The 21,316-nt window shown below is 26.7% G+C and carries 31 protein-coding genes; 1 reads left to right on the top strand and 30 read right to left on the bottom strand.

All coding sequences use genetic code 11. From position 1 onward, the window contains the following. Nucleotides 1-339 precede the first annotated feature (339 nt). Entirely contained in the window at nucleotides 340-546 is a 207-nt protein-coding gene (locus GIL12_RS01605) for a hypothetical protein (protein ID WP_203522473.1), read from the top strand. Nucleotides 547-718: 172 nt separating this feature from the next. Here GIL12_RS01605 and GIL12_RS01610 read toward each other — a convergent pair whose 3' ends face one another. The 30 genes from GIL12_RS01610 to GIL12_RS01755 form a co-directional block, all read right to left on the bottom strand. Continuing rightward, complete coding sequence (locus GIL12_RS01610; protein WP_163468446.1) at nucleotides 719-1,024, bottom strand: hypothetical protein; 306 nt, start codon at nucleotides 1,022-1,024, stop codon at nucleotides 719-721. A 9-nt stretch (nucleotides 1,025-1,033) separates the two neighbouring features. Continuing rightward, complete coding sequence (locus tag GIL12_RS01615; protein WP_163468448.1) at nucleotides 1,034-1,381, bottom strand: hypothetical protein; 348 nt, start codon at nucleotides 1,379-1,381, stop codon at nucleotides 1,034-1,036. Nucleotides 1,382-1,392: 11 nt separating this feature from the next. Continuing rightward, nucleotides 1,393-1,812 (bottom strand): M15 family metallopeptidase, encoded by a 420-nt coding sequence (locus GIL12_RS01620; RefSeq protein ID WP_239056029.1) that lies wholly within the window; start codon nucleotides 1,810-1,812, stop codon nucleotides 1,393-1,395. An 86-nt stretch (nucleotides 1,813-1,898) separates the two neighbouring features. Next, the gene (locus GIL12_RS01625; protein WP_163468451.1) at nucleotides 1,899-2,501 is read right to left on the bottom strand and encodes a hypothetical protein; all 603 of its coding nucleotides are present in this window, start codon (nucleotides 2,499-2,501) and stop codon (nucleotides 1,899-1,901) included. A 20-nt stretch (nucleotides 2,502-2,521) separates the two neighbouring features. Further along, complete coding sequence (locus GIL12_RS01630; protein ID WP_163468452.1) at nucleotides 2,522-2,851, bottom strand: hypothetical protein; 330 nt, start codon at nucleotides 2,849-2,851, stop codon at nucleotides 2,522-2,524. A 180-nt stretch (nucleotides 2,852-3,031) separates the two neighbouring features. Next, nucleotides 3,032-3,466 (bottom strand): hypothetical protein, encoded by a 435-nt coding sequence (locus GIL12_RS01635; protein ID WP_163468454.1) that lies wholly within the window; start codon nucleotides 3,464-3,466, stop codon nucleotides 3,032-3,034. Next, nucleotides 3,466-4,014 (bottom strand): DUF2313 domain-containing protein, encoded by a 549-nt coding sequence (locus GIL12_RS01640; RefSeq protein WP_163468456.1) that lies wholly within the window; start codon nucleotides 4,012-4,014, stop codon nucleotides 3,466-3,468. The genes GIL12_RS01635 and GIL12_RS01640 overlap by 1 nt, the downstream gene beginning before the upstream one ends. Continuing rightward, nucleotides 4,007-5,074, bottom strand: coding sequence for a baseplate J/gp47 family protein (locus GIL12_RS01645; protein WP_239056030.1), 1,068 nt, complete (start codon nucleotides 5,072-5,074; stop codon nucleotides 4,007-4,009). Before GIL12_RS01645 ends, GIL12_RS01640 begins: the two co-directional genes overlap by 8 nt. After that, nucleotides 5,074-5,514 carry a DUF2634 domain-containing protein gene (locus GIL12_RS01650; RefSeq protein WP_163468458.1) on the bottom strand — a complete coding sequence of 147 codons (441 nt, stop codon included), beginning with the start codon at nucleotides 5,512-5,514 and terminating at the stop codon, nucleotides 5,074-5,076. The genes GIL12_RS01645 and GIL12_RS01650 overlap by 1 nt, the downstream gene beginning before the upstream one ends. After that, nucleotides 5,511-5,939, bottom strand: a complete 429-nt coding sequence (locus GIL12_RS01655; protein WP_163468460.1) for a DUF2577 family protein — start codon at nucleotides 5,937-5,939, stop codon at nucleotides 5,511-5,513. Before GIL12_RS01655 ends, GIL12_RS01650 begins: the two co-directional genes overlap by 4 nt. Continuing rightward, entirely contained in the window at nucleotides 5,936-6,853 is a 918-nt protein-coding gene (locus GIL12_RS01660) for a hypothetical protein (RefSeq protein ID WP_163468462.1), read from the bottom strand. The genes GIL12_RS01655 and GIL12_RS01660 overlap by 4 nt, the downstream gene beginning before the upstream one ends. A 5-nt stretch (nucleotides 6,854-6,858) precedes the next feature. Further along, nucleotides 6,859-7,269 carry a hypothetical protein gene (locus tag GIL12_RS01665; RefSeq protein ID WP_163468464.1) on the bottom strand — a complete coding sequence of 137 codons (411 nt, stop codon included), beginning with the start codon at nucleotides 7,267-7,269 and terminating at the stop codon, nucleotides 6,859-6,861. A 3-nt stretch (nucleotides 7,270-7,272) separates the two neighbouring features. Continuing rightward, nucleotides 7,273-9,150: a hypothetical protein gene (locus GIL12_RS01670; protein ID WP_163468465.1), complete on the bottom strand. Its 1,878-nt coding sequence runs from the start codon at nucleotides 9,148-9,150 to the stop codon at nucleotides 7,273-7,275. 199 nt (nucleotides 9,151-9,349) lie between these two features. Next, a complete protein-coding gene (locus GIL12_RS01675; RefSeq protein WP_163468468.1) occupies nucleotides 9,350-9,841 on the bottom strand; it encodes a hypothetical protein in 492 nt (163 codons plus the stop codon). 47 nt (nucleotides 9,842-9,888) lie between these two features. Then, a complete protein-coding gene (locus tag GIL12_RS01680; RefSeq protein WP_163468470.1) occupies nucleotides 9,889-10,290 on the bottom strand; it encodes a phage tail tube protein in 402 nt (133 codons plus the stop codon). An 18-nt stretch (nucleotides 10,291-10,308) separates the two neighbouring features. After that, nucleotides 10,309-11,418 carry a phage tail sheath C-terminal domain-containing protein gene (locus GIL12_RS01685; protein WP_163468472.1) on the bottom strand — a complete coding sequence of 370 codons (1,110 nt, stop codon included), beginning with the start codon at nucleotides 11,416-11,418 and terminating at the stop codon, nucleotides 10,309-10,311. A 3-nt stretch (nucleotides 11,419-11,421) separates the two neighbouring features. After that, the gene (locus tag GIL12_RS01690) at nucleotides 11,422-11,856 is read right to left on the bottom strand and encodes a DUF6838 family protein (protein ID WP_163468474.1); all 435 of its coding nucleotides are present in this window, start codon (nucleotides 11,854-11,856) and stop codon (nucleotides 11,422-11,424) included. Nucleotides 11,857-11,868: 12 nt separating this feature from the next. Beyond that, the gene (locus tag GIL12_RS01695) at nucleotides 11,869-12,273 is read right to left on the bottom strand and encodes an HK97 gp10 family phage protein (RefSeq protein WP_163468476.1); all 405 of its coding nucleotides are present in this window, start codon (nucleotides 12,271-12,273) and stop codon (nucleotides 11,869-11,871) included. 4 nt (nucleotides 12,274-12,277) lie between these two features. Further along, complete coding sequence (locus GIL12_RS01700; protein WP_163468478.1) at nucleotides 12,278-12,619, bottom strand: head-tail adaptor protein; 342 nt, start codon at nucleotides 12,617-12,619, stop codon at nucleotides 12,278-12,280. Nucleotides 12,620-12,694: 75 nt separating this feature from the next. Beyond that, nucleotides 12,695-13,786, bottom strand: a complete 1,092-nt coding sequence (locus GIL12_RS01705) for a phage major capsid protein (protein ID WP_163468480.1) — start codon at nucleotides 13,784-13,786, stop codon at nucleotides 12,695-12,697. Nucleotides 13,787-13,799: 13 nt separating this feature from the next. Beyond that, complete coding sequence (locus GIL12_RS01710) at nucleotides 13,800-14,387, bottom strand: HK97 family phage prohead protease (protein WP_163468482.1); 588 nt, start codon at nucleotides 14,385-14,387, stop codon at nucleotides 13,800-13,802. Between the two features lie 17 nt (nucleotides 14,388-14,404). Next, entirely contained in the window at nucleotides 14,405-14,680 is a 276-nt protein-coding gene (locus tag GIL12_RS01715) for a head-tail connector protein (RefSeq protein ID WP_203522475.1), read from the bottom strand. After that, nucleotides 14,681-15,919, bottom strand: coding sequence for a phage portal protein (locus tag GIL12_RS01720; RefSeq protein WP_163468484.1), 1,239 nt, complete (start codon nucleotides 15,917-15,919; stop codon nucleotides 14,681-14,683). A gap of 13 nt (nucleotides 15,920-15,932) precedes the next feature. After that, on the bottom strand, nucleotides 15,933-17,615 hold the full coding sequence (locus GIL12_RS01725) for a terminase TerL endonuclease subunit (protein WP_163468486.1): 1,683 nt from the start codon (nucleotides 17,613-17,615) through the stop codon (nucleotides 15,933-15,935). Further along, nucleotides 17,612-18,166 (bottom strand): phage terminase small subunit P27 family, encoded by a 555-nt coding sequence (locus tag GIL12_RS01730; protein WP_163468488.1) that lies wholly within the window; start codon nucleotides 18,164-18,166, stop codon nucleotides 17,612-17,614. The genes GIL12_RS01725 and GIL12_RS01730 overlap by 4 nt, the downstream gene beginning before the upstream one ends. 7 nt (nucleotides 18,167-18,173) lie before the next feature. Then, complete coding sequence (locus tag GIL12_RS01735) at nucleotides 18,174-18,620, bottom strand: hypothetical protein (RefSeq protein WP_163468490.1); 447 nt, start codon at nucleotides 18,618-18,620, stop codon at nucleotides 18,174-18,176. Then, complete coding sequence (locus GIL12_RS01740; RefSeq protein WP_163468492.1) at nucleotides 18,607-19,131, bottom strand: hypothetical protein; 525 nt, start codon at nucleotides 19,129-19,131, stop codon at nucleotides 18,607-18,609. The genes GIL12_RS01735 and GIL12_RS01740 overlap by 14 nt, the downstream gene beginning before the upstream one ends. Nucleotides 19,132-19,302: 171 nt before the next feature. After that, nucleotides 19,303-20,394 (bottom strand): hypothetical protein, encoded by a 1,092-nt coding sequence (locus GIL12_RS01745; protein WP_163468494.1) that lies wholly within the window; start codon nucleotides 20,392-20,394, stop codon nucleotides 19,303-19,305. A gap of 29 nt (nucleotides 20,395-20,423) precedes the next feature. After that, nucleotides 20,424-20,837, bottom strand: coding sequence for a hypothetical protein (locus GIL12_RS01750; RefSeq protein ID WP_163468496.1), 414 nt, complete (start codon nucleotides 20,835-20,837; stop codon nucleotides 20,424-20,426). Between the two features lie 227 nt (nucleotides 20,838-21,064). Further along, nucleotides 21,065-21,247: a hypothetical protein gene (locus GIL12_RS01755; protein ID WP_163468498.1), complete on the bottom strand. Its 183-nt coding sequence runs from the start codon at nucleotides 21,245-21,247 to the stop codon at nucleotides 21,065-21,067. Between the last annotated feature and the right edge of the window lie 69 nt (nucleotides 21,248-21,316).

Below are 21,316 nucleotides of genomic sequence, written 5' to 3' on the forward strand. Positions count from 1 at the left end.
CAACATTGAACCTCTACATATTAATGAAGCAACTCGCAAAAATATTTTAATATATTATACTCTTTAAAAACATTCTAATATTATTGTTGGCTGCCCAGCATCAATATATAGGTACTGCCATTTCCCCTTTGTTTGCAAACATTTGTTTTTTAATATTTAGATTATATCATATAATTTTAATTTTTTTTATTAAATTATTTTTAGCATTCTACTTCAATATTATCGCCTTATACTATTTCCTAGATTTTTTTGATTATTCTTTATTTTGTAATTGTTTTTATTTATCAAAAGGAGTATAATTCAATTTGAGATATTTGTATTTTTGATGAGGTGATAATTATGAAAAAAATAAACGTAATAGAAGAAACATCTACTGGAAGAAATAAAACATTTAAAGATTTAACTACTGGAACAATTATGACAAGAGCACAATTTGTTAAGAAAATTGAACAAGAGAATTATCCAGATTATCATGTGAGATTAATTGATGGAATAAAAACACCTGTTTCTAATCCTAACGGAAATGATAAAGATAATTTAGGGTAATTTAATTTTTTTTTATACAAATATCTCACTTAAATTATCAATATCATCAATACATATTTCCTTTATATTTCACATCATTAAATGTTAATAGTTTTTATTTTCTTAAATTATATAACATAATTTATATAAAAGTCAATATTAAAAAGAGTTAGGAAATTAATCCTAACTCTTTTTAGTATTTATCATGCTTAAATATTTCTAAAATATTTTGATTTAGATCCTTCAGTTGAGATTCTATTGAATTCATTTTATTAAATAAAATATTATTATCATCTCTTCTCTGATTCTTTAAAAACTCTATTTCTTTTTCATAAAGAATTTTATCTACTTTCTTTTCTAATTCACAAGATATTTCACTTAATTCTTTTTTTGTAGCTTTCTTATTAACTTCTTGCATTATATATTTGTGATAGCCTATTAAAGAAGATAGTATACTTATAAAAATTGTAAATCCAAATTTTATATACTGTAAGTTCATAGATCCCCCTTATTTTTTAGAAAATTTTGAAATTGTTTTCTTACTGAAAAGGAAAGCCACGAACCACTTGCAAAATTCAATTAAACGATCATCAATAGGTATAATTGGTGCTTCTTTTCCTAGAACACTAAAGAAAAAATCACTTAAAAAAACTAAAAAAAACATGAACAGTAAAGCTAACAAGAAACAAGGAAGTACAAATGGGATTGTCTTATTGATTTTCTCTATATAATCTCCTTTTCCTTTTAAACTTTCTATTTCTAACTTTTTCATTTCTTTTTCAAATTCTAGTTTTGCATTTTTATCAGGAATAAATTTATTTGCCATATTTAAAATGTTATCTATTAATGGGATCATCTCTTCCTCCTTTAACTTCTTTTTTGAAAGTGTGGGTAATCTTTAAAGCTTTTCCAATCTCCACCCCACTCTATATTACGTTTCTTCATTAAAGCTCTGACTTGCTTATCTACTAATTCTTTGGATAAATGAATATCCCAATTTATTCTCCTATTAATTAATATTACAATATCAGCTGCATATCCATATCCATCTTTTTTTATTTGATGTTTTGACTTGAATCTGTAGCCGTCACAATTTGTAACTTTTTTCCCAGGAAGAGTTCTTCCTTTTTGATAAAGTTTATTTTGATATTTTGCTGTTCTTGTTCCACATGTGACTATAAAATCATATCTTGATATTTTTATTAATTCATTTAAAAATAAAATCACATCTGGATGCAATCCTCTCATATTTCTCTTACTTCTTCTTGAAAATCTATAACTCATCATTCCACCTCTTTTTAGTTTAAAAAATTATTTGTTATAGTCTTTAATTTAGCGCTATAAAGCTTTTAAAAGCAATGCTCTTGTATTCACTAGTTAATGAAATATCTGATTTTTTCTGGAATATTTGGATATAAATTTTCTATACTAATATCTAATGTTTTATAGATTTCTGGGATATCTAACCATTTTTTTCTAAAATCATCTCTTTCTATTTTTTCTTTTTCTTTTTCAGCTACATCTCCTCTTAGTACAGATTTATCATATTTATCCATTGCATTAAATATTATTTTTCTATCATTCCTAGATTTTTCTATTTCACTTTCTATAGTTATACTTTTTTCATTTATAAAATCTTGCCTTGTTTTGTTAACTATTTTTTCATTTTCTATTTTTTGTGAATAAATATCATAAGACACTATTTTACCTTCTATTAATATTTCATTTGTAGCTAGTTCTCTATCTCCTCTTTTTAATTTTTCTTCTTCTGTTGCTTCTCTTATCATATTAGAATTCTCATCATATGTTAGAAAATTAGGAATATCTCCTTCAAAAATAATTTTTGAAGGGTTTTCTTTTTTTAATTTTTCTATAAAACTATTTCTTTCAGTTTCTTCTATATTGTAACTTGCATTTACGCAAGCATATCCTTGTTTAGCTATTTCTTTATCCAATACATGTATTTTTATTTTCATAATGTAATCTCCTTTTAATTTTAACTTAATCTTCTCCATAAATGTAAAGTAATGTAACTTGGCTCTATGTTAAATGGTGTTCCACTACCTGAATAACCAATAGAAATGCTAGGTCGGGCTGAAGTAGTTACTCCAGACCAACTATTAGATGCTTTAAAATTAACAGTATATCCATAATCTGGACCTCCACCATTTCCGTTTCTATTACTTTTGCTTACACTAAATGCACCATTACCGCTAATCCCACTTCCATTAATGGCTTCTACACCTGTCAATCGACCCTTTATATCCATAGTTCCTTTGCTATGTGTGTGAGCTGACTGACTAGCTGTATGCTTATGTTTTGGCATATTAGAAACAGATAAAGTTTTAGTATTACTTCCACCAGTTTGGCTAGATGTACTACCAGTTGCCGTTTTGATGTATTTTCCTTCTATCTTTTTCCAAGTTGTATTAAGATATAATTGAGCTGGATTAGTAGGAACATCTAATAAAATACAACTTCCTATTGGTGGGATAGAATCCTTCCCTTATAAAGTTCCATCACTTTTAATTACTAAGTTTTTACCTATTTTAATTCCACCAATAACAGAAGTTGTTGCTTTTATTAAAGAATAAGGATTTTTTCCTTCTAAAGTTCCATCACTTTTAATTACTAAATTTTTACCTATTTTAACTCTTCCTAATGTAGTTGAATTTGCTTTCTTTACAACCTCGTCATTTACTTCTTTTAAAGCTTTTGCTGATATTGCTGTATTAGAATCATCTAAATCATTTCTATCTGTTATTTCTAGATTAAAGCCTGATTTCTTATCAATTTTAGGTTCTTTTTCATCTATTTTATCTGATTGAGTATGTAACAAATTATCTATTGAATCAAAGTTATTGTTAATATTTTTTTCAACATCAACATATTCCTTCCATCCAGCCTTTAAAAATCCATAATATTTTGTAAGTACTCCCATTAAACACCCTCCTTTTCTTTTAATTCTTTCCATGTAAATTTATAACAATGTTCCCATGTTTTTTTTGATTCTTTCAACATTCCCCATGTTCTATAGATTATTCTAAATTTAATAGGTAAATGTGCTGGCTTAGCTTCTTCAATTGCAAATTTTAAAGTTTCAAGATTATAAGGAATCCCAACTATTGAGACAAATATAATATTTATCACTGCATCTGTAAAACATACTGTAACATTTCCATTTCTCCATGAATTAGCTATTTTTTGAAGTAAATCTAAATCACATTTACCTGCTATTTTCCATCTACCTGATATTTCTTCTCTTTTGTCTTCAATATTAATAGCTTGAGTTTTATATGCTAATTCATTTTCCATTGTAGCTATTCCAAATAATGACATTGTATCAAAATTTCTTTCTCTATCTAATTGATCCACTTTTTCATTTAAAATATCTAATTTATTTCCTGCACTTAAAAAAATTTCTTTTATATATTCATCTTTTCTAAACATTTTATGTATATTATTTTTTAAAGTATTGTAATTATTCATTAATAACCACACTTCCCAAAACTGCAACTTCATTTTCTAGAATTGAAATATTCCCCATTTCTCCATTTATTTTAAAAACTTCCCAATCAGAAACTCCTGGAACAGATAAAATAAAACTTGAAAGTAAAGCATAAGAAACATAATCTTTTTGAAAAGCAATTGATTTTAAATAATTTTTAATAGTTTTTTCTATTTGTGGTTTAATTTGTGAAATATCAGTGTTTTCTAATATTAAACTTAAAGTTATATTAACTTCTTTAGCTATTGCATTTTCTACAGTACAATAGGCACCTATTGGAGCTTGCCCTGCCCCGGCACCCTCAATATTAGGATCTATATAATTTTGAACTTTACTTTTTAATTCTTCAGTTCCTGGAACTTTATTATCATCTATTATTAATACTTTTACAGTATTATTCCCATTCCAAAGAGGGAAAACTCTTGCATCTCCAACCCCTTCAACTTCTCTTGCCCACTGCAAATAATGATATATATTTCCTGAAGTAGCTGGTTTCTGGACTTCAATAAGATATCTTTCCCTTAAAGAATCATCTGTTTCTTCATCATATCCATCATGAGTTTGTTTAGTATTTGTAATAGAAGTTATACCAGGTATTGAAATAGGGATTAAAGTTATTGAATTAGCTCCTACATTTTCAATAGTTCCTGGAGTAACTGATTTTATATTTATTTCTCCAGCATTTATTATTTCCTTGTTTTCAATACTTTCAAATCTAGCTCCATTTTCAGTTTCAAAAATATCTCCTATTTTTATAGCTGCTGTTCCTGTAATTGTTAAAGTTCCTAAAGCATTTACTGCTTTTTTTCTTTTGACTCCTCTTCTTTGAAAAGTATATTTTGATAATTCTGAACCATCCAAGTTATAAATATCTAATTTGTTATAAACTTCTTTTATTTTTTCTTGCAATTTAGCATCTTCTATTGCTTGCGATTTAGTTAAATCATAGGTAAAAGTTCCTGGTATTTTTAAATAATCACCTGATATTGTACTTAGCATTTCTTCATGGACTTCTTCAGTTGTTTGAGCTTTATATTCCACTAAAAGATCACCTCACTTTCTACTTCTTCATTATCTATTTTTACAGTCATATTTATTTTTAATTCATTAAAATTATTAGTTATATCTATATTTTCTACTGATTCTATATTTTCATTAAGAGAGCATTTCTCTATTAATTCTCTTTTTAATTCAGAAATAATAAAAGGTGAAGTTATAAATTGATGCCCTATCAAATTATATAAATTTGTCATTCCAAATTCTGTTCCTTTGTAAACATTATATTTTTCTGTTTCAGTTTTAATTAAAATAAGTAACCATTGCTTGACCTGTTGAACTTTATTAGTAATAATATTCTTTCCGTCTTTAATTACAATTTTATTTTCTTTAACATCCCAAAGGATATCTTTATATTTCTTGTTAATATCGATATTTTTTTCTTCTTGAATTTTTCCAACTTTTATATTCGGTAGAATACTCATTCTTCACCTCCTAATTTCACTATTTTATAATCAATAAAATATTTTTGACCATATGTTGGTGATAATTTTACTAAATCACCATTTTTTAGTGTATCAGTATTAATAAACGTTCCACTGGCTTCATAAGTTCCTGAACCGCTTATCTTAGAATGCTTATGAGCATGATTAGCTGCAATTTGGTTGCTAGTAGTTGTATTTATATCAATTTTATCTAAGGATCCGCTTAATTTATAAGCTCGAGTATAATCATTCATTAATCTATAATTTATATAAAGTTGATTAGGTTCTAATGTTATTATCCCACCTGAAATAGTTATTCTTAGCCCTGGTGGTGGAGAAATTACTTTCCCAACTATTGGAAAATCTTGACTTATATTTTCTCGTTCCTTGAATATTTTTGTCATTTTTATTTGATTGTCTTTCATATTTTCTCCAATTTTAAATCTGCTATATCTTGATTTTTTAAATATTTATGAGTACATGATTTTATTAGAAATTCTTCATTATCCATTTCTATAATTCTCCCACTTCTGATTTCGTGACTTCCGAATACTGATATAGATACTTCTCCATGAATTTTATTTAATTTTTTTAAAGTATTTGATGCTATATTCCTAGCTTTTGAAACGTCAGCAGGATCTATTTGAATAATTTCTTGCAATTTACCATATTTTTTTTGTGAATTTTTATTTTCTAATTTTGCAATTGTTTCAATATTATCTTCATTATTAGATGTGACTATAACTGAATTTCTTAGTTCTACAATATTTTCTTCTTTAGAATAATTAAGAAATTCATTATATAAAGGTTTTACTTTAATTTTTTTATATTTTATTAAATTAAACTTTTGACCTTCTAATTCTAAAAAATACTTTTCAGATAATTCTTGTTCAACTTTAACTAAAATATCATTTATAATATAAGCTAAGGTTTTATCTTTATATATTTTTGTTATAGAAGTATTTAAAGCTGCCCAATCATTAGTTTCTAATCCTACTTTTTTTAGTAACTGTTTTATGCACTCTGAAGCAGGAAAATTTTTAAACTGAATTATTATTTTGTTTTTATTTAGATAAAAATAAAAATCTAAACAACTTATCTTTATTCCATGATTTTCAGTTTCTTTTTTAACTATAATTCCAAAGAATATATTTTCAAAATTTATTAAATCCCCTGGTGTAATAGTTTCAACAATATCAAAATTTTTATCAGTTATATTTCTTGCAACATCAAATTTAAAATTAGCTCCTAAACTATCAATTGAAGTTCCTAAAGTAACATTTCCACAAAAATTAGTAATATTAATTTGTTTTTCATCTTGAATCAAAATTATATCCATATCTACTACCTCATTTTTTTAGGATTAAAGTATTCAGTCATTACTAATGAATATCCGACATCCTTATTTCTTTTTGAAAAAAATTTAAAAGTATCAATTTTGCATTCCATATTAATTTGTACAACGGTTAATCCCGTTATAACTATTCTTAAAACTTTATATCTATTTCTTTTGAAAAACTCTAAACAAAGCGGAGATAAAAATACATTTCCAGGTAAAAAACTATAATATTTTGAAGGAAAAAAACTATTGATAGTAACTTTTCTTTTTGAACTATTGCCTGTAATATCTAACACTTGACCTTTTATATTCTCAAAACTTATTTTGTCTAATCCGTCTGAGATATTTATATCAGGTGGGATATAAGGGATCCGTAAAATATCCCTTGAATTATTTGTTGACAACCATATTTCCATTTCCTATTTCACCCCCACTACGTTTGGAGCATTACTTTCAAATGCTTCCACAACTGCTTTTGATACTTTTTCCTTAAAGTCTTCCCAACCGTAAAAATCTCCATTCATATTAATAGTTATGTTAATATTTTTTGATGAATTAGAAACTTGATTTTTTGAATTAGAGATAGAAGGAATAACTTTATCTTGCATTTTTATTTTTTTTAGCTTTGTAACTTCTTTTTCTTCAATATGTTTAGTCTTTACAATATTATTTTTATCAGAAATTTCTTTTTGTATTTTATTGCTTTCATCTTTGGTTATAATAGATTTTTTTTCTGATACTTTTATTTCTGTATTCCCAATTCCTTTTATTTTATCTATAATTTTTCCAATTGCTTTAAATGGATTGAATAAAGCTTTCAGTATTTCACAAGTTCCTTTTACAGCCATTTTTATAATTTTCCAAATTCCATTAATTAGGTTTCTAAACCATTCAAATTTTTTATATAGAGCAATTACTAAAGGAATTGCCAAAGTAATACCTAAAACTATAAGTCCAAATGGATTTGCTTCCATAGCTAGGTTTAACATTAGCTGAGCTTCTTTTAGAGCTATTACAGTAGCCTTCCATGCTTTATATGCTTTAACAATTGTATAGATAGTTCCAACTTCTGCTAACAGAAAGGTTATTTCATCCTGATATTTGATAACCCAGTCCACAACACCTTTTATACTGCTAATCATACTATTAACTGCATTAGTAACTTGAGTCGCTATTTTGTCAATAGTTCCATCTTCAAGCCATTTATTTAAGACTTCCACAACTTTTTTTAATTGGATTCTTAACTTATCATATAAACTTCCTTGTCTAGCTGTCCCATCTATTTGCATTCCAATAATTTTAGCTAGTGAGAATTTAGTTACTCCCATAATAGTTGACCATAAACCTTTTACAGATGAAGCTTGTTTAGCAGCCCCACCCTCAAATTTTTCTCTTAAAAGTTTTTGTAAAACATCTTCTAATTTAGCTCTATCTAAAACTTGGCCTTTTTTATTAAAAACAATACCTTCTCCACACTCTTTAGCTGCTTTAGCCATTATCATTTCTTTTTTTATTCCAAACTGTGTTAGTCTTTCAAATTGTCCCATTGTTGCATCTACCATTGCTTCAGTTGCTTGATCTATTGATTTATTTGTAGCCCCTGCCATATCAGCCACGTCAACAAGCCATTTAATTGAGGACATTCCCTGACTTTCCATTTTTGCTGTAGCTTCAACTACCTCTCCTGTTTCAAATGGAGTATTATTTGCAAATTTAATTGCATTAGCCATTAATTTTCCAGCTTTTTCTGTACTTTTAGTTGCTGTTTCAAGTTGTAATTTATAGCCTTCTAAATTAAAGGCTTCTTTAAAACCTGTTACAACTCCTAATGTTCCTATAGCTGTTGCCAATGTTGCTATTGTTTTAACTGCTTTTTTTATAGTTTTAGTAATAGAATTATTTATTGTTGTTCCCATATTTTTTATTTTTTCTCTGGCTGCTTTTACAGCAAGTGAATTTTTTTTAAAAGCAAATGATAATTTATTCAACTTTTCTTTTGAAGTTTTTAGTTTTAAATTAGTTTCTTGCGATTCCAACTTATATTTTTTTAATGCTATTCTTGCCTTTTTAACTTCAAGAGAATTTTTTCCATAAGTTTTTTGTAATTCTCTAATTTTCATTTTTGCATTGTTTATTGTTTCTTGGTGCTTAACAGATACTATTTGAAGTTTTTCAACTGCTTTCTTAGCTAAGGTTACTTGTTCTTTAGCTTTTTTTATTTTACCAGCTGCAGCTTCCATTGGTTTGGACATTCTATCTTGTAACTTTAGTATTGTATTGATTACTTTACTACTCATCTTTCACCTCCTAGAGCCGTTAAAAGATCATTCATTTTTTTATAGTCATAATTAACTTCTTCTTCTTTAATTACTTCTAGAGATTCTTTGAAAAATAATTTCTCTTCAAATTTAAGATTTAAAAGATATCCTAATGTAAATCCTTTTTGCAGATAATGAGCTACCCAATATAATTTACCTGGTTTTTCATCATCTCTAATTAGTTTTTTATTTCATCATCTAATATTTTTTTAGTTTTGCTTATTTCTTTACTGCCACCAAACTTTTCCATAATTTGTGAAGCTATATCTATAACTTGATCCCACCCAAAAATTTCAGTTGGAATATCAAAATTATGAATTCCAGGATATATGTTTCTAAGTTCTTTTGATTTTAAAAAGCTTGAACAATTATACATAAGCTCGCTTGATGCCTTAATGACATGAGACAAATTTTTAATATCAATTTTTTGTGCTTCTTTTTCTTTATTTTTATCTTTTGGCTCTTCTGTTTTCCCATCTTTTGGTTCTTCTATATCTTTACCATCAATTATTTCATTGCTATTAGCTACTATTTCCAAATATTTAAATAAGTCTTCTGTTTTAGGTTTCATAAATTCTAGATATCCATAATTTTTAATATCAATTTGAATTAACTTTAATTTTTTTGCTTCATTTTCTTTAACTTTAACTAAAAAATCTTTCATTTCCATTTCTTTCTCCTTTTGTTAAAGGGGATACATGATCCCCTTTAAATTAATTATTGTAATTCTTGAACATCTTCACATTCACCTTTTAATTCAACTTCTTGAACTTTTCTTTTTTCAAAATCAATTAAAGTTTCTTCATCAAAAGTTACTCCAATAGCTTTAAATCTTTTTTGTTTTTCTCCACTCATATTTTTATTAGCTAGAATAACATCAATATCATCACTACTAGAAAAAGCTTTAACATTTTCACTACCAATTTTCTTATAAGTTATAGCAATAGAAAATTTGTGTCCTACTTCTACTCTTGCATTTCCTCCAGTACTTAAAGGAACATCTTCATATTCTATTTGCTTACTAATAGATCCTTTAATAATTTGTCCGACTTGCTCCCCTCGAACCCAAACATTCCCACTATTACCATTAAAAAAATCTGTTTTCTTTGTTTTTGCCATTTTTTCACCTTCCTATTCCTAAACAGTAAATATTGGAAACAAAATTGATTCCATAATTCCTGGTATTTTAATTAATGTTGTTAAAAATATTTTTGTTCCTACAGTCATTTCCATAGCTTTTGTATCAGTCCACTCTTTTACAACTTCTTCTCCAAATTTAGAATAATTAGCTATTCTTTGAGCTGTAATATCAATTACAGCCCGATTATCAAATTTAGGATCCAATATCTTATCTATTGCTACAAGTTTAAAATATCCATTAACAGCCGATATAAATATCATTTGATTATCTAGATCATTAGAATATCTTCCTTTATAGTATTTATTCCAAGTACTATAAATGTCGCAAAATATTAAGTCCATTTTTTCAATAGTATTAATGAACGACATATCATTTGAAATACCTTCTCCAAGAGTTTTTAAAGAATTAACTCCTCTTGCTACCTTAACTTTCCCCTCATCGTTAAATAATATAAATTCACCATTAGAAATTGCTTCGTTTAAATCATCAATTTCAGAAACTGATGAAAATAGAGTCAAATCCTTAGCAATTGCCGACATTGTAAGAGGTAGCCCTGCAAGATATCCCATCAAGTATGAAACCGCTTCTATGCCGTTCTGTTCCCCTCTGCTATCTGAAAAAACAACTTTTTCATTAGTTAAATTAATAATATGTTGATTGTCCGTAACTATCGCTTTATAAGAAAGTATTTTATATTTTTTGAAATTATTTTTTTCTTGAGAAGCTCCCCAAGAAACCAAATCATTTTGATGATCTTTATTTTGTGAAGCAATAGCCACCCAACAATTTCTTGGAATTCTTCCCGATACTAATTTTAATGTATCTGCTAATACTCCCTCTGTTGCCATTTTAAAAACTAGTAATTCTCTAGGTGTTCCTAAAAGAGCATCTTTTATATATCTGATGCTACTTTCTGTATAGTGATCTTGCATTTTTGTAGTTAAATCTGCAATAGATATTATCTTATCCATTACTACACCTGCCCCATTGCTAGTATCATCAACTACTATTAATACTGCTGTTCCTCTATCACCTCTTTTTACTGCACTAGCTCCTAATGCCTTGAAGATGATTTCTAATTCAGGTAATCCATTTTGTGTTGCCATTATTTACCCCCTTCTAAACACAAGTTCTTGTGTTTTTTCTTTTTCTTCAACTGGTATTTCTTCTTCAAAATTAATATCAAAATCAAAATATAAAGTTTTATCTACTATTGAAGAATCAATTTCTTCTATTTCTATATAAATTTTTTCTTTAATAATTAACATATTGTTATCCTGAAAAATTTCATTTAATTTTTCTAAAGTATCTAACAATTCTTCTTGATTAATTTCTTGATGTTTAGGAAAATAAACTATGTTTATAGTTGCTTCTGTTTCTCTAAATTTTTTCATTCCGTTTTTCACATTAACATCACTTGAATAAAATTTAAAACTAGGTCTTATAAATCCTTCTTTCATATCTTGAGATTGTATTTCTATTCCTGGAAAAGCAATAGTTAATTTTTCATGAATATTTTCCAGAATGTTTTTTATAGTAATCATTTTAGATCCTCTCTATTCTTCTATTAATTCATCTAAAAATTTATCTATTTCTTCGGTGAATTTCTTTTCATAATTTTTTGATGCTTTTGAAAATACTTTATATCCATCTTTATGGTCTACTTTTTCTCCTGCTTTATTCACAATGTTATGTCCATATTCAATTAAATGGGCATGTGGAGAATAACTATAAGTTCTAACTGCTAAATCTCCCTCTGTTGTTTCAAATACTTTACCTGCTTTAATGGATTTTATATAATTCCCTGTATATTTTTTTACCCTGGTGTTAGCCATTTTAATTGTTTCATCTTTTAATCCTTTACCAGCTTTCTTTAAAAAACTTTTAGTTTTCTTTCCACCACCAATTTCTTTAGCTATACTTAATAATTCTTGTCTTACTTTTTCAAAATCATCAATCATAATATCACTCAACCTTTAAACTAGCTCTTATTTCCAATCTATCTTTTAAATTAAAATTAGGAATAATACTTTCTATTTCATATTTCTGGCTTTCTATAATAAGTAAATCTGTAGTTTGAATATCTTTTGTTTTTCTAATTATTATTTTTAACCTATTTTGAGAATATTCTGTTTCCCCTTGTCCATTTTTTATAAGGCTTGTCAAAGGAATTATATTGGCCCATATTTTTTTATAGAATACTTCTTGATATGAAACCCCTAAGCTTGTATTTATTTTTTCTTTTCTCCGAACCTCTATTCTATTATTTAATCTGCTTGAAAGATCCTGTTCATTTCTCTTATACATAAAATACCTCTTTTTCATTTCGTGACTTCCGAACTCAATTATCTAAAGAATAAAGCAGGTTAAACCTGCCTTATTTTAGAATTCAAGTTTTTTAATACTTCTTGTAATGCCTTTAACAAAACCAACTCTTTCTAGGACTCTTAATTTTATAGTATCTGTTGTAAATCCAGCTTCTCCTGACTTAGCTACTGTTATTTTAGATCTTTCAGCAACTTTAACGGCTTCTTTAAATGATAAAGAATAGAATATCTTATTTTTACCAGATGTTGGAGCAAGTAAAGCGTCATCTACAGTTAATAATTCTTTAGAATTATAGTAGTATTTTCCATCTTTTTCTGTAACTAAATTAAGTGGTCTATCTTGTTTATCTTTTAAGTTTTTTAAATATGCATACCCTGTTAAGTTAGTTAGTGTTACTAAAGAGTTTTTATATGCAGGTAAAGCTTTATCCATTACATTATTTAAATCTTCATATCCCGCTCCTACAACAGCCACAGCATTATTTTTTATTATTTTTAGTATCTTTTCATTGTCTAATCTAGCCGATAATTCTGAAAAATTCTTTTTACACATATTTTCTATTTGTATTTCAGCATCTTCAACTAATTCAGATGAAAGAGTTTGAATTAAACCATGTTTAGCACATTTGAAAGGTATATCTGTAGTAATTAAGCTTCCTTCTATTATGTTATCTCCTTCTGCTATTTCTTTTAGTTCATTTTGATCTAAATCAATTACAGGCATTGTCCCCTCATCCTTTGTAACTGGGATAATGTCGCAATATCCTCTTAAAGAACCAAATCCTTTTCTTATTTCTATTAATTCTTTGATAAATTGTTTTGGTAATACAGCAGCATTCCCATCTGTTTTCACAACTGCTCTTTCTTCTTCAGAAATTGGATATTTTTCAGGATTATTAAGCATTAATTTTGTAATAGATCTCATTTCTGATATTTCTTTTTTACCTGTTTCTGGAGCAACCACTTTTTTATTTATTAGAAATTCCTTTTCTCTTAATTCTTGTTCTTCCAACAAAGAAATTAAGCTTTTTACTTGTTCGATTTCAACTTTTATTCCTTTAGCACCTTCAACATCCCTTGCTTCTATTTTTTTTCTCATTTCCTCGGTTTTTCTTGCTAATTCTGCTCTTAATTCTGCTAATCCCATTTATATACTCCTTTTATATTAATTTATATAGTTCATAATCTAGTTTTAATTCTTTTAGTTCTAACGATTTCTTTCTTTCTTCTGATATCAAACCCTTTTCCCTTGTAAAAACTTCTGTATCTTCATATGCAGGATTGCATAAAATGGATCCTTCATATAATTCTACTTTTTTAACTACTCTCGTAAAAATATCATTTTCATAGTCATAGTTTAGATCTTCTTCTAAACAACTAAATCCAAAACTGCATCCTTGTATTAGCCCGTTTCTGACAAGTTCAACAACATCTCTACCATAGCTTACATTAATATTAATTGTTGCTTTAAACCTCAATCCTATATTATCAGTGCATAATTCTAATTGGCTTGTTTTTGTTGATGCTAATGGTTTCGCCCAATCATGGTGGTATAATAGAAAAATATTATGTCCATCTGCTAAAGTATCATCAAATGCAGCTCTATCTATTGATTCGAAATACCCTTCGAATAATTCAGTTTTAGAATTAAATTTAGCTATATATCCTTCTACTTCCACTGTATCTTTATCATCTTTTTTAACTTCTCTAATTTCATAATTGCTAACTTTTCTTTTCTCTAATGACATTTATTCACCTCCTTATTTTAAAAATTTGATAATTTATCAAGTATACTTGTTACAATCACATCTTTTTTTGTTCCAACCTGTATTTCTGTTCCTCTGCTTGAATATAAATCATTAATAATCTTTAACTGTAAAATACTGGCCAATTTAATTGCTTTTTTATCTTTTTTATATTTATCTCCAACCATAGAAGTTATATAAATTTCTGATGTTTCAATAAGTGTTTCTATATAGCCATCATCATCATCATTATCTATTCTCATATGATGCTTAACTGTATCTAAAGTTATTTCCATTTATTTGTCTCCTTTATTTTGATAGCTTACTTTTCCTTCTAATAAATCTTTTAACAATATTTGTCCTGAAGGTAGTGTTACAATAGGATCTCCACCAATTAACTTTAATCCTAAAATTCTTCTTGCTGTATCTAAATCATAAACTCCATTTTTAACAAAACTGTTAATAATTTCAGCTTGAGTTTTTGCATCTGTTCTAAGCATTGTATTTATATTAAATCTTATTTTATATCCTTTTCTTCTCTCTTTTTGTGTTAATAATTTCCAATCCATTTCCTGTTCTATTCCTTGGAATATAACTTGTAAACAATCACCTAAAAACTGTAAATTATCCTGTTCTTCACTTTTTGCATTTTCTTTTACCCAACCTAATTTTGAAAGAGGAACATGAAAACTCATAGCAATTTCTTCTTTTGTTAGTTTTCTTAATTCTACAAATTGTGCATCTGCTAAACTTAAATTTAGAGGTTTCACTTCATAACCAGCAGGCATTGTAAATACTCTTTCAGTTGCTGAGAACATTCTATTAAATTTATCTTGAATTTTTTTTAATTCAGATTCTTCTTTAATTTGTGATGTTAATTGAACTACTATTTTATTAGTTAATCCATTACTAAATAATTTATTTAAATAGTTTTGAGATTTGATTGAACTATCTAAGCTTTCTTTTGTAACTGTTTTGTTTGCTTTTGCCTCTATTCCGTTAAAAGTAAAATCTTTAAGGATTATCAATTCATTATCTAAACAATCCATGTAAGATGTTGTTCCTGGAACAGAAACTGTATATAGAACCTTATTTATTACTGAATAATCAAACATTCTTTTATCATCTATTACTACACTTTCAATCTTTACTGGATATAGCCCTTCTATTTTTCCATCAGATTTTCTATTAATATATAAACCAGCTATTCCATAATGCCTAGATAGTGATATAAAAGCTTTATAACAATCAATTGCAGACATACATGGATTAGGCCTTAATCTTAATAAATCAAATAAATAATGATCTTTTTCTACAAATTCTCCCTTATCAGTTTTCTTTTTTAGTTGTAAATTACATTTTGCTATTGATTCAGAAATTATTTTAATACATGAAAAATATGTAGATTCTTTAATATCAGTTGAAAAAGTATCATAGCCATGTTCAAAAGAAAAAATATCTTTCCAATCGTTAAAATCAACTGTAGAATCTCTTTTTCTTAAGAAACCTTTAAAATAATTTTTTATTCTTTTCATTTACTCTCCTTGCTTACCAACTAGTTTCTTCTAAAGCTTTAATTGCATCATATTCTTGTTTCTGAATATATAATCTACTATATCCAAATATTGCCGCTACAGCTAAATCTATTCTAGTTTTATTTTTATTTACTTTTTCTAGCATAATATCTCCTGTCATATGTTTAGCCTTAGCTTTTGCATTAGCCATACACCAATCTAAAAGTTTGTTCTTTTCATAAAATATCTTTCCACCATAAACATCATTTCTAAATGATTTTGTAGGTGCTGATAGCTCTGTATAAGTCTGTTTTACAACTTCAACTCTATAATCTTCTGATAAATTCTGTAAGTTTTGAATAAAGTTATAAGGATCACTACAAATACAAATGATATTACATTCATATACTGTTTCTATTTCTCTTATTTTTGATTCTAGTAAGTTGTAATCTATATAATTTCCAGAAACTATTGTGCAATAACCTAATTTTTCCATTTCTCTATAATCTATTTTTTCTCTTCTTGATTCCAAACTTTTTTCTGGTAAAAAAGCATGAGCCTTTATATAATAATTTCCATGCTCTTCAAACATCATATTTAAAGCTGTTAAATCTGTTGTTAAAGAACAGTCTGTTGAAACTACAACATTTTTTCCTTTAAAATCTATTTTTTCTAGTTCTCCTTTTTTCCAATATGAAATATCTAAAAACTTTTCTTCAGATTCATTTTGTAAAAAGTTGTTCATATTTTTAGTTATATATTCATTCTTTTCCGTAGGCTTTAATTTAGCTTTTTTTCTGTTCCTTCTAATTTGTTCGTAGTTTTCTTCAATCCGCAATGGATTAGCTTGATACATCCCCGTATCATTCCATAAATGTTCTTTATAGGCATAATAAAGCAATGCAAATTGGTTTTCATCATCAATCCCACCTTTAAAAACACTCCTAATATACTCAATATCCGTTTCCATAATTGATGAAAAAATATTATAAGCTGTAGTAGTTCTAAATATTAAAGGATTTAGTACATTTAATTGTCCTGATTTCATAGCATTAAAGTTATCAGGATCTTCAAAATTTCCATGTTCATCACTTACAAACGCGCTTGGTCTAATCGAGTTATTTTTTCCGCTTTCTGCTGTTCGTGGCAAAAAGAAATTTCCTGTAAGCTTGCATTCTATGATTCCTGTTTTGGTTTTTGAAATTGTAAAATGTTCTGCTATAACAGGACTAGCATTTAAAACTTGAACCATTGCTTTTCTTAATTCGGCTGCTAATTCTTTAGTTAAACAAATTGAATAAAACTCTGAATACTCTTGTTCTGTTAGCATTAGCAAAATAAATATAATTGCTACTAAATTAGTTTTTGCATTTTTCCTGGCAATAAATAAAGTGATATCATTATTTTTAAATTTATATGGTTTGTCTTTATATCTAAACAAAAATATACCCGCAAGAAGTAAACATTGAAAGTTTTTTAAATTTTTTAAAACTGGTTGTCCTGCTACAAATCCAGTTGCAAAATTAAAAAGTTTTAATAAATCATTTATTTTTTCTAGTTCGTTTAAATTTGCATAATATTTAAATTCTTTTTTATACTGATTAACTAAAAAGTCCTCTTTGAAAATTTTACATTGTGTTTCTACTTCCCAAGTGGTAACTTCTTTTCCAGAAATAACATCATCACAATACCGTAAAGCTCTATCTAATAAAATCATCTTTTTAAAATCTTAAGTACAGGATCTTTATTTTTATTTTTTAATGATGATACTATTGATGATATTCTACTTCTTGATTGGGGACTTAATCCTAACTCACTACATAATCTTAAAAATTGTTTCATATATTGATCTTGTATTTTCATAGCATCTTTATTAAGAGGACTTTTATTTAATATGTTTTCTGAAAATGCTATTCTGTCTAAAGATATTGCACATGCAGACAATACATATACATCTAAATTTGATAGGATCTCACTACCTTCTAATTCTTTTACAAGTTCATAAAATAATTTTTGTTGATTCTGATTTAAATGTGCAGCAGGTTTTATATTGTCTGATTTTCCTTTTAATTTTTCTTCTGATTTTTTTCTTTTTTCTTTATCTGCTTTAGACATATGAGAATTAGATAAATTTATATTCTTTGCTGGCCTTCCCATTTCTGTCACCTCTATTTTTTCTTTTTTTGCAATAAACTTTTCATTTTCGGGGATTTTTTTCACTGATTGTAATGCTAAACGGTGTTGGAATTTCTTTAAAAACCTTTGCATGCCCCCCCTATAAGAAGTTTGCTTTGAATTCTTTTATTATAGTGAATAGATGCTCTTGCAGCTTTCTTTTTTCTTTTAAAGAACTATTGTATATACTATGAACTTGAATATGATTAGAAGGTGATAGAAGAACTAAGTTTTCTATATCATACATTCTATTGCTATCATCTTTAACCTCTATGATATGGTGTCCTATGTTGCCTGGTATAATGTTTCCCGTCTTGTACAACTCATAGATATCTAATCCATAGAATTTATTAACTGCAGCTTTTCTTAAGGCTTTCCAAGAGTTACTGTGATAAAACTTATCTCTTTCTTTATCTCTTTTATTTCTGTCATAATTTCTATCGTTTTTCTTTTTCACTTTATGCTTAGATTCTTTTTTCTCTTTACAATTACATTTAGATCCATACTCATATCTGTTTCCGCAGTATTGACATTTAACCAATATCATTATTCAGCATTTCTTTCTTCATATCTAGGTCTCTTTTCTTTTCTTCATATTCAAGTTTTTTAGTTTCATTTTCTAATTTTAATTTTTCTATCACTAATTTTTCATTTGTTGTTGCTGGTATATTTTCAATAGATTTTCTAAGGTCTGCTATCTTTTTTATTCTTGAAAATCTTGTCAATGCTGACCTTTCTATTCCATCACTCAATATTGATTTTGTTATGCTATATTTTATAGCTATATCATCTTCCAGCTCTAACAATTGATGGTTTACTTTTTCATTGATTCTTTTTTCTATTTCTGCTTTCTTTTTATCTGATTCATTGATATATCTTTTATATCCATCTTTTGACCTACTATTTTTTATCCAAGGATCACCTTTTAATTCTGCTTTCTTTTTTCTTTTCTTAATAGTGACTAATGGAATTTTATAAATAATAGCTAAATCATTTAAATTTTCACCAAATTCATATCTTGCTCTAATCTCAAATTCTTTTTGTTTTGTAAAAGCCATAATCACCTCCTAAAAAAGATATATAAAAGATAATATTTTTAAGTTTATGGAACTACTTAATTACTATTACAGAAAAGCATGCAAAGTTTGGATGCTATTTTTAGCTCTTAAACATTCAAAATAAAGAGATAATGTCAAGAAACTATAGAACAGCTAATTTGTTTTAGTTGTTTAAAAAAATATCCCTAAATTTTTAAGGAGTTGTTCATATTTCTGTGAATTATTCTTATGTAAATACTTATCTAAAACTTGTTTTTTATACATGTATCTATGATTAGAATCTATATTTTTTTCTATAATTTCTATAAGAAAGTTATAATCAAAGATCCAAGAATTCTTTTCTAGATATTCAAATACTCCTCTTTCTTCTTTTAAAAAATCAGGAATTATTAATTCTTTTTTTTTATACTCTTTTCGCTTTTCTCTTTTTAATTTTTCATTCTTTTTAAATGAATTAAAATCATTTTCTAAGTTTTTTTTTATTTCTAATAAATATTTTTGTGGTTTTTCTTTTAATTCTTTAACCAAACATTTTTTAAAAATCTTTTGAATATCCTGACAAACAAAACTTTTTAAATAATTATCTGAATTAATAGTTTTCATATAATCTCTAAAATAATCATTTCCTAATAAAATTTCTATCCTGATTAGTTTAGTAGGAATATATATTCCCTTTCTTTCCATTTCAAAAGTTTTATCATAAATCTTAATTACTTTTCCTTGATTATTTCTCCAAGGATTTCTTTTTGAATTAATATATAAGGATCTTTCTTTCTTGATTTGCTTTGGAATATGCTCCTCGCTAAATGAATACATGCCTAAAGACTTCTTAAAGTTTGCTCTACCAATTAACATTGTTATCTCTTCTATGCTTTCAAATTGGTTCTCTAAGGTTATGTTAAGTTCAACTTCTTTTATCTTAGCTTCTGAAAAATTAACATTAATCTGATTCTCTTTTAAATGCTTTTCTATTATTCCAAGACTTTCTATAAGTTCAGCAGGTGAAGCATTTTTAATGTTATTTCCATATAGGATCTTAGAAGGATTAAATTCTAGAGAAGAAATACGATACATCTCACCAGTATTCTTTAAATTAACTGAATAGCTTAAATTAAATAAGTTATTCTTTTTTTCTAATTTCTCACTATATTCAAAATCATTAAGTATTTCTTTTTTCTTTAAGCTTTCAAAATTATTTATAGTAAAGTTATTAATAACAACTCTATCTATTCCAATTACTCCCGTGTTAAATTTTTCAGCCATTCCATGCTTAGCTCCTTTTTACATTTTATTTACTTCCATACTTGCCACCATTTTTTGGCAATCAATTTTAATAATTCTTCATGTTCTTCCTGGTATAGTTCTTTAATTTTTCCAATAGTATTTTTATAATTTTTGTTTTCCAACATATTTTTTTCAAGTTCTGTAGAATATTTATCTGAATTTTCTTCAGATAGTTTTAATTTGTTTTCTAAAGTTCCAATTTTTCTATTTAAGCTTTGATTTTGCTGCTTAAAATTTTCAAATTCTTCCGATTTGGAGCTTTCATACCCAGCTAGATGTTTAACTATAAGCTTAATATCATTTTCACATTCTTCTGTTGAATGGTTTCTACTAGAAACAATATCCAAATGAAAAATATCTTGTAACCAATTTACAGTTCTTCTTGATGCTTCTCTACTAAAACTTTTTCTTAGTTTCCCCATTTATTCACTCTCCTTTTTTTAATTATTTTTAATAAAAAAAGGTGGATTGTTAAGAAGAACAGATATAATTCTGTTTCTCTTAACAATCCACCTCCAGGGTCGAAAATTGTTTGTGCTGTCATTTAATTGTCTTGAAGTTTTTCTTGCTAATACCCATCCAGTTCGGCTTGTGATATTAACTACTTCATAATGATGATACAACATTTTTATTTTTTTAGCAAATTTTTTTAAGATTCTACATTTTCAAGCAATACTTTTTTAATTTGCTTTTGCTCAAAAACAGAAATTATAAATCCATTTTTATCTATTTTAATATTTAAGTACGAGTCATTATATGACCCTGATTGTATTAGTTTTCCTAGCGCATTTATTCTTTTTTCTTTATCTGACATTTTGTCTTGCAAGCCCATTTTCCACCCCGATTATATTTTATTTTACTTTCAACTTAAAATATAGCAGATTTTTCAAGAACATGCAAA

Source organism: Fusobacterium sp. IOR10 (genome assembly GCF_010367435.1).
Lineage (GTDB): Bacteria > Fusobacteriota > Fusobacteriia > Fusobacteriales > Fusobacteriaceae > Fusobacterium_B.